The organism is Mycobacterium sp. TH-M106 (assembly GCF_057473765.1).
The window spans coordinates 1-8199 of the sequence record NZ_JBYCLE010000503.1 but is presented as its reverse complement, the minus strand read 5'-3'; the positions used below and the strand labels follow the sequence as shown (position 1 = coordinate 8199).

Genomic DNA, 8199 nt, shown 5'->3' with positions numbered 1-8199 from the left:
ACGCGCTGCGGCTGCACAGCCACGTCGCCAACATCGGTGACGTGCGATCGCTGGTGATCCATCCGGCTTCGACGACCCACAGCCAGCTCGCCGAAGAGGAACTGCTGGCCACCGGTGTCACCCCTGGGCTGGTGCGGTTATCGGTGGGTATCGAGGGCATTGAAGATATCCTGGCCGACCTGGAACTGGGCTTCGCCGCGGTGACCGACCGCCGCGAGTCGCCGGCCCTGGCGGCCCGTTGAGGAGGTCTGAGATGACGATCTTCGACGTGTCGACACAGACGCTGCCCGCCGAAGGTGAGGTCGGCATCGTCGATGTCGGTTCGCTGACCCTGGAAAGCGGCGAGGTGCTCGACGGCGTCTGCATCGCCGTGCAGCGCTGGGGCAACCTCTCGCCCACCCGCGACAACGTGGTGATGGTGCTGCACGCCCTGACTGGCGACTCCCACGTCACCGGGCCCGCCGGACCGGGTCATCCCACCCCGGGCTGGTGGGACGGGATGGCCGGGCCCGGCGCGCCGATCGACACCGACCGCTGGTGCGCGGTCGCCACCAACGTGCTGGGCGGCTGTCGCGGGTCGACCGGGCCGAGCTCCCTGGCCTGGGACGGAAAGCCCTGGGGTGCACGGTTTCCAGCGATATCGATTCGCGACCAGGTTGAAGCCGATATCGCCGCGTTGGCCGCGCTGGGCATTCGCGAAGTCGCGGCCGTGGTGGGCGGGTCGATGGGCGGCGCACGGGCGCTGGAGTGGATGATCGGCCATCCCGACCGAGTCCGCTCGGGCCTGCTGCTCGCAGCCAACGCGCGTGCGACCGCCTACCAAATCGGCACCCAGACCACCCAGATCGCCGCCATCAAGGCCGACCCGAACTGGCAGGGCGGCGACTACCACGGCACCGGCCGCGCACCCGATACCGGCCTAGCGATCGCCCGCCGCGTCGCGCACCTGACCTACCGCGGCGAACCCGAACTGGACAACCGGTTCACCAACACCGCCCAGGACGGCGAGGATCCGGCCGCCGGTGGCCGCTACGCGGTGCAAAGCTACCTGGAGTACCAAGGCGACAAGCTGGTGTCCCGGTTCGACGCGGGCAGTTACGTGACCCTGACCGAGTCGTTGAACAGCCACGACGTCGGCCGCGGCCGCGGCGGGGTCGCCGCGGCGTTGCGCGGCTGCCCGGTCCCGGCGGTGGTGGCCGGCATCACCTCCGACCGGCTGTATCCGCTTCGCCTGCAGGCGGAGCTGGCCGATCTGCTGCCCGGCTGCGACGGGCTGCAAGTGGTCGACTCGGGCTACGGCCACGACGGCTTCCTGCTGGAGACCGGCGCGATCGGCGAATTGCTCGGTCAGACCCTCGATTTGAGCGAATCGGAACGCTAGCGGTGACGCGTTCCCGCCAGGACCGCTCGCTGTCGTTCGGCTCGCAGGCGGCCGCTTACGAGCGCGGCCGGCCGTCGTACCCGCCGGAAGCGATCGACTGGCTGCTGCCGGACGTCGCCCGCGACGTGCTCGACCTGGGTGCGGGCACCGGCAAGCTGACTGCCCGGCTGGTCGAACGCGGGCTGCATGTGGTGGCCGTCGACCCCATACCCGAGATGCTGGAGGTGCTGCGCGCCGCGCTGCCGGCCACTCCGGCTCTGCTGGGCACAGCCGAACAGATTCCGTTGCCGGACAACAGCGTCGACGCCGTCCTGGTGGCGCAGGCCTGGCACTGGTTCGACCCGGCGCGAGCGGTTCCCGAGGTGCTTCGGGTGCTGCGGCCGGGCGGGTGGCTGGGGCTGGTGTGGAACACCCGCGACGAACGGCTGGGCTGGGTCAAGGAACTGGGCCGCATCATCGGCCGCGAGGACGCCCGCGACGTCATCGACGCGGGCGTGACCCTTCCCGATCCGTTCGCCGGCATCGAGGACCATCGCGTGGAGTGGACGAGTTACCTGACTCGCCAAGCACTTATCGACCTGGTGGCCTCGCGCAGCTACTGCATCACCTCGCCGGCCGAGGTGCGCACCAAAACCTTGGACCGAGTCCGCGAATTGCTGGCCACCCATCCGGCGCTGGCCCACGCCGACGGCTTGGCGCTGCCCTACGTCACAGCATGTGTGCGGGCGATCAGCCCATCGCGATGAGTCCAGAGGAGCACCGGCGAAGCGAGCGGAACATTGCGGCAGGCCGCTTTTACAGCGCTCCTGGAGGGCTGTCGTGGTCAGCCTGCAGGGCCCACGCCAGTTTGTTCGCGGACAAACTGCGCGAAGCCGGGTGCGGTGAAGCTCAGGTAGCCGTGTCTGGTGGCCTCGATTAATCCCTTGTCCATCAACGAACTTCGGGCCATGCTGATCGCCCTCGTGGAGACACCCAGTACACGAGCTACGTCCATTCTCCGTTGCGGTCCATTGCCGAGAGACGCTATGGCGGTGAGCAACTCGGCTTCACGGGCAGACGCCTTCACCCAGCGAGCCCGGAAAAAATCGTGTCGGGAGGAGTCGAACAACTGGGCGGCCCGTTGGAAGTTCTCCGCCGTCAGCACAGCGTCCGGGTCGGGGTAGCCGGCCGCCTGCCACATGTGCTCGCCGATAAGTTGGATGAAGTACGGGTAGCCTTGCGCCTTCCCAAGTGCCGCGTCAAGTGCGCTGCTATCCCACCGAACGCCGATGCTGCGGGCGGGCACCACGAGAGCGGATCGTGCGGCGGCGTCATCTAGGCCGCCGAGGTGGTTGTAGTGAAACCGCTCACCGAAGCTGACGGCGCTGGTGATGACATCTTGTGAGTGGCTCAGCCCTGCGGCGAACACCACGGCGGGGAGATCGGCTGCCTCTGACTGCATGTGCTGCCAGGCATACCCCAACGCTCGCAGGCCGTCGGGGTCGGCTGACTGGATTTCATCGACGAAGAGCACCAGCCCCGGGTGATGCTTGGCCACCTGCCTGCCTACGGGAACGATGACATCCTGGAGCGCGCGGCCAGCGCTCGTGCGACGCGTCGAGCCAGGTCCATTCTCAACGCCGGTGCCAACGGAGATTCCACCTATCGAGACCCTGAGCGTCTTCAACGCAGCCAACACCGTTTCACCGGCTCGGCCCTTCCAGCTGGTAGCTAGTTGCTCGAACCCGTCGGTCAGTGCGGGTAAGAACGGCCCATCGCCCGCCGTGACCCACACGCACTCGAAGCCTGCTGCCCTGGCGTCCATCTGCATTGTTCGCAGGAGGCTGGTCTTGCCTACGCCCCGGGGCCCGACGTCGACTCGGATGCGGCCTGCTAGCCGATGGAATTGGCCGACCTAGCCCGGCCTAGCCCAGCCGTTCTCGCATCGCCTCGATTTGGGCCTCTCGGCCAGGGATCGTCGTGGCAACCTGGCCAGGAGTGTAAGGGCTTGGCTGCATGGAGAATTTATACCACCTTATACAGACGAGATGTATAAAACAGTATAAGTCGTTTCACCAAGTCATCGACGCGGGCGTGACCCTGCGGGCACCTTCGCCGCCCGGTGTGCTCGAAACCGGGCGCCCTCCAAGATAACTGCCTTCAGAGCAGCACCGTGCCCGAATTTTCACCACGCCGTGTCGTCGACGTGACCGTGGTCGACCATCGTTTGTAGCGTTGCTCACCACAGTGCCACTCCGAGCGCTGAAGACACGGTTCCGAAGGGGGACTCAAACCATGCACGCACCACTCCGCACACCGGCGGCAGCCGCCGCCGTGCTAGCCACCACACTGGCCGCAGCCACCGCGGCCTTGGCCCCGCTCGCGCAGGCCGACTTGGCCGACAACAACTTCCTCAGCTCCCTCAGCAGCGCGGGGATCAACTACGGCGATCCGGGAAGCGCGGTCTCCCTGGGCCAATCCCTCTGCTCGACGCTGGAAGACGGCAGCCAGCCACTATCCTCCGTGGTGTCCAGCGTCCCCGGCATCGGCGGCATTTCGCCGGGGATGGCGGGGATGTTCACCAGCATCGCGTTGTCGACGTACTGCCCGCAGGTGGTGGATTCGATCACCAGCGGCAACGTGTCCAGCCTGCCCCAAATCCCCGGTGTCCCAGGGGTTCCGGACCTTTCCGGCCTGGCCGGTCTGTGACCGGCTCCGGCGCCCGGCCGGGCGGTTGAACCGCGGACTCTACCTGGTCCCCAGCGGGTCGATGGTCGAGGCGGCGTAGAGCATCATCGCCGACATCGTGGCCAGGGTGACGAAGTCGATCCCTTTGCTGCGCACCACCAGCAACCCGGCCCGCCCGTCGGACAGCACCAGCCGCAGCATCGCCGCGACCCCCACTCCGATGCCGATCAACAACGAGCCGCGGCGCCAGTAATTCGCGCCCGCCAACACGAAAGCCGCCGCGAAGACCAGCACCACCGACAGTGTGGGCCACTGTTCGGCGACCACCCGGCGCGTCATCAGCACCCGCCCTCGGCGAGTTCGACGACGTTGGTCAGCAGGAACGCCCGGGTCAGCGGCCCCACGCCGCCGGGGTTGGGCGACACGTGACCGGCGACCTCCCAGACGTCCGGCGCCACGTCGCCGACCAGCCCGTCGGCGGTGCGGCTGACCCCGACGTCGACCACCGCTGCGCCGGGCCGCACCATGTCGGCGGTCAGCAGGTGCGGCACCCCGGCCGCGGCGACGACAATGTCGCCCTGCCGCGTCATTGCGGCCAGATCCCGAGTTCCGGTGTGGCACAACGTCACCGTGGCGTTCTCCGAACGCCGGGTGAGCAGCAGGCCCAACGGGCGCCCGGAGGCGACACCGCGGCCGATCACCACCACGTGGGCGCCGGCGATCTCGATGCCGTAGCGCCGCAGCAGGTGCACGATGCCGCGCGGGGTGCACGGCAACGGTGCCGGGGTGCCGAGCACCAGCCGGCCCAGATTCCTCGGATGCAGCCCGTCGGCGTCTTTGGTCGGGTCGACGCGCTCCAACGCCGCGTTCTCGTCCAAGTGCTTGGGCAGCGGCAGTTGAACGATGTAGCCGGTGCAGTCCGGGTTGGCGTTGAGCTCGTCGATGGTCGCGTTGAGTCGGTCGGTGCTGACGTCGGCGGGCAGGTCGCGGCGGATCGAGGTGATGCCGACCTTGGCGCAGTCGGAGTGCTTGCCCCGGACGTAGCTCTGCGACCCGGGGTCGTCGCCGACCAGGACGGTGCCTAGGCCGGGGGTCCGCCCCGAGGCGGCCAGCGTGGCAACCCGTTGCTTGAGGTCGGCGAGGATCTCGTCGCGCGTGGCCTTGCCGTCCAACGTGATCGCACCCATGCCCGCCATTCTGACATCAGGCTAGAGCTGGGCTAGGGCGGGCTAGGGCTGGGCTAGGGCTGGGCTAGGGCTGGGCTAGGGCGAACTAAGCGATCCGTTACCGATCGCTCCAGGGGTCCAGGCATGGCACCCCTAGCGGTTCGAAGTGTCGGGTGTTGCGGGTCACGACGATCTTGCCGGCGGCTTGAGCGACGGCCGCGATCAGCGCGTCGTCGTAGGGAGAGTGCTCCGGCACCCGGTAGGCGGCCAGGATTCGAGCCGCGGACAGATCGAACGACAGCACCCGGCGGGCGAAAACACGCAGCACCTTGTCCTCGAACCAGCGCCGCAGGTGCTCACCCTGGGGCGGATCGGTTCGTTCCTTGGCAATCACACCGCGCTCGATCTCGGCCAGCGTTGTCGCCGTCACGAACTGGTCGGAGACGGGCACAGAGTCCGCCCATGCCTGTACGACGGGGTTGCGTCCCGGCACACGTAAGGCGGACACCACGTTGGTGTCCAGCACGTACGTCACAGTTCTGCGGTGCGGGCGGTCAGGCCGAGACGTTCGGGCTCGAAGTCGATGTCATGGCCGGTGTCGGCAGCGATCAGCACCGACATGGGGACGTCTTCGCCCGACAATCCCGCAGTCAGGATCGCGCGGGCTTCCGCTTCGACGGAGTGATGGTGACGCGAAGCGCGCACACGCAACGCAGCCTTAGTCCCCTCAGGAAGGTTGCGGATCAAGATCTGCTCCATGAATACCTCCGATATCGCGCTAACGATATCAGTTCTCGGCAGCATTGCGCGGAGGCATACCCCACAAATTACACCCTTGTTAGCCTTAACTGAACGTATTGGGGCTAGGGCTGGGCTAGGGCGGGCCAGGGCTGGGCTAGGGCTGGGCTAGAAGAGCACCCACTGCGTGGTCACCGGCGCGCCGGACAGCTGCTGACGGGATCCACCGTCGCACAGCCGATACAGTTGGGCCGATGAGTCAACCAGTTCCGCCGGTGCTGACCGTTTCCTGCGACGGGTCGCAGAGCACGTTCGCCGCAGGTCATGACGTTGTCGTCGGCCGGGATCTGCGTGCCGACGTCCGCGTCGCGCACCCGTTGGTCTCCCGCGCGCACCTGCTGCTGCGCTTCGACCGCGGCAGGTGGATGGCGATCGACAACGGGTCGCTGAACGGGGTGTTCGTCCACGGCCAGCGGGTACCGGTGGTCGAGATCCACGACGGCCAGCGCGTCAACCTGGGCAACCCCGACGGGCCGCTGCTCTGCTTCGAGGTGGGACAAGACCTGGGGCAGGCCGGCCGGCCGCCGCGAACGACGTCGATGCGAATCGCCCAGCCCGCCGCCGACTGGTCATCCCCGCTGGCGCATCATCCGTCCCCGGTACCACCGGTGCGCGCGCCTGGCGGCGCGCCCCCGGGGCCGCCACCCTATTCACGGCCGCCCCAGCCGCCCCAGCCGCCCCAGCCGGTGCTGCAGCCGCGCGTCTACACCCCCGCAGCAAACACGGCACCCCCACCGTCAGCGGCGACCGGACGGGCGCCGGTGGCGGCTCAGGTGATCCGGCCACCGGAAGAGTCGAACCTCGCGACGAAGATGCTTCAGATCTTGCGCCCCGGGTCCGCCGAGGTGCCGTCCGGGACACTGGCCATCGGCCGCGCCACCGACAACGACATCGTCGTCTCCGACGTGTTGGCCTCGCGGCATCACGCGATGCTGGTCCCGACACCGCGGGGCACCGAGATCCGCGACAACCGCAGCATCAACGGGACGTTCGTCAACGGGGTCCAGATCGGGTCGGCCATCCTCACCGAAGGCGACGTGGTCACCATCGGCAACGTCGACCTGACGTTCACCGGCGGCACCCTGGTGCGCCGCACCGAGGCCGCGACGCGCACCGGCGGCCTGGAGGTCCACGGCGTCTGCTTCGACGTCGCGGGCGGCAAGCGGCTGCTCAACGACATCTCACTGAACGCCCGGCCCGGCACCCTGACCGCTGTCGTCGGCGGGTCGGGCGCGGGGAAGACGACGCTGGTCAGGCTGATCGCCGGATACACCCACCCCACCACCGGTTCGGTCACCTTCGAGGGCCACAACATCCACACCGAGTACGCGTCGCTGCGCAACCGGATCGGCATGGTCCCGCAAGACGACGTGGTGCATCGCCAGCTGACGGTGAAGCAGGCGCTGGGCTACGCCGCTGAGCTGCGGCTGCCACCCGACACCAGCAAGACCGACCGCGACCAGGCCGTCGCCGAGGTGCTCAAGGAACTGGAGCTCACCGAGCACGCCGACACCCGGGTGGACAAACTCTCCGGCGGCCAGCGCAAACGCGCATCGGTGGCGTTGGAGTTGCTGACCGGGCCGTCGCTGCTGATCCTCGACGAGCCGACCTCGGGTCTGGACCCGGCGCTGGATCGCCAGGTCATGCTGATGCTGCGGCAGCTTGCCGACGCCGGTCGCGTGGTGATCGTGGTGACGCACTCGGTGTCCTACCTCGACGTCTGCGACCAGATCCTGCTGGTGGCACCCGGCGGAAAAACGGCGTTCTTCGGCCCGCCCGGCCAGGTGGAGGCGGCGCTGGGAACCCGGAATTGGGCCGACATCTTCGCCAACGTCGGTGCCGACCCCGACGCGGCCAACCGCCGTTTCCTGGAGCGCGAGGGCCGCCAACGCGCCGCTGTGGCGGTCGCCGAAACCCCGCCCGCCGACCTCGGCAAGCCGACCGGCACCAGCACCGGCAAGCAGTTGTCGACGATCGCGCGACGCCAGGTGCGGCTGGTCCTCTCCGATCGCGGGTACACGATTTTCCTGGCGGCGCTGCCCTTCATCGTCGGCCTGGTGGTGCTGACCGTGCCCGGCTCCAAACCCGGTTTCGGCGTCGCCAACCCCATGGGCAACTCCCCCACCCAGCCGCAGTACATCATGACCTTCCTCAACTTCGGGGCGGTCTTCATGGGCATCGCGCTGA

Annotated in this window: 10 protein-coding genes; 5 read left to right on the top strand and 5 right to left on the bottom strand. The window is 68.2% G+C overall.

Annotated elements, in window-relative coordinates; all coding sequences use genetic code 11:
* The 3 genes from AC2VOP_RS17735 to AC2VOP_RS17725 form a co-directional block, all read left to right on the top strand.
* A partial coding sequence (locus AC2VOP_RS17735) for a PLP-dependent transferase (RefSeq protein WP_486962179.1) occupies positions 1-242 on the top strand: 242 nt, incomplete at its 5' end.
* 11 nt (positions 243-253) lie between these two features.
* Positions 254-1381, top strand: coding sequence for a homoserine O-acetyltransferase MetX (gene metX, locus AC2VOP_RS17730; RefSeq protein WP_486962178.1), 1128 nt, complete (start codon positions 254-256; stop codon positions 1379-1381).
* A gap of 2 nt (positions 1382-1383) precedes the next feature.
* Positions 1384-2127, top strand: coding sequence for a class I SAM-dependent methyltransferase (locus AC2VOP_RS17725; RefSeq protein ID WP_486962177.1), 744 nt, complete (start codon positions 1384-1386; stop codon positions 2125-2127).
* A gap of 77 nt (positions 2128-2204) precedes the next feature.
* On the opposite strand, the gene AC2VOP_RS17720 is transcribed toward AC2VOP_RS17725, so the two are convergent.
* On the bottom strand, positions 2205-3245 hold the full coding sequence (locus tag AC2VOP_RS17720) for an AAA family ATPase (RefSeq protein WP_486962181.1): 1041 nt from the start codon (positions 3243-3245) through the stop codon (positions 2205-2207).
* 410 nt (positions 3246-3655) lie between these two features.
* Between AC2VOP_RS17720 and AC2VOP_RS17715 the strand changes: the two genes are divergently transcribed.
* On the top strand, positions 3656-4069 hold the full coding sequence (locus AC2VOP_RS17715) for a DUF732 domain-containing protein (RefSeq protein WP_486962176.1): 414 nt from the start codon (positions 3656-3658) through the stop codon (positions 4067-4069).
* Positions 4070-4108: 39 nt separating this feature from the next.
* On the opposite strand, the gene AC2VOP_RS17710 is transcribed toward AC2VOP_RS17715, so the two are convergent.
* The 4 genes from AC2VOP_RS17710 to AC2VOP_RS17695 all read right to left on the bottom strand — a co-directional run bounded on the left by AC2VOP_RS17710 (position 4109) and on the right by AC2VOP_RS17695 (position 5961).
* Positions 4109-4387: a DUF3017 domain-containing protein gene (locus AC2VOP_RS17710; protein ID WP_486962175.1), complete on the bottom strand. Its 279-nt coding sequence runs from the start codon at positions 4385-4387 to the stop codon at positions 4109-4111.
* On the bottom strand, positions 4387-5235 hold the full coding sequence (locus AC2VOP_RS17705) for a bifunctional methylenetetrahydrofolate dehydrogenase/methenyltetrahydrofolate cyclohydrolase (RefSeq protein WP_486962174.1): 849 nt from the start codon (positions 5233-5235) through the stop codon (positions 4387-4389). Before AC2VOP_RS17705 ends, AC2VOP_RS17710 begins: the two co-directional genes overlap by 1 nt.
* A gap of 97 nt (positions 5236-5332) precedes the next feature.
* A complete protein-coding gene (locus AC2VOP_RS17700; RefSeq protein WP_486962173.1) occupies positions 5333-5749 on the bottom strand; it encodes a PIN domain-containing protein in 417 nt (138 codons plus the stop codon).
* On the bottom strand, positions 5746-5961 hold the full coding sequence (locus AC2VOP_RS17695) for a FitA-like ribbon-helix-helix domain-containing protein (RefSeq protein WP_486962180.1): 216 nt from the start codon (positions 5959-5961) through the stop codon (positions 5746-5748). The genes AC2VOP_RS17700 and AC2VOP_RS17695 overlap by 4 nt, the downstream gene beginning before the upstream one ends.
* A gap of 245 nt (positions 5962-6206) precedes the next feature.
* Here AC2VOP_RS17695 and AC2VOP_RS17690 point away from each other — a divergent pair.
* Positions 6207-8199: ATP-binding cassette domain-containing protein (locus tag AC2VOP_RS17690; protein WP_486962172.1), on the top strand; the 1993-nt coding region annotated here is incomplete at its 3' end.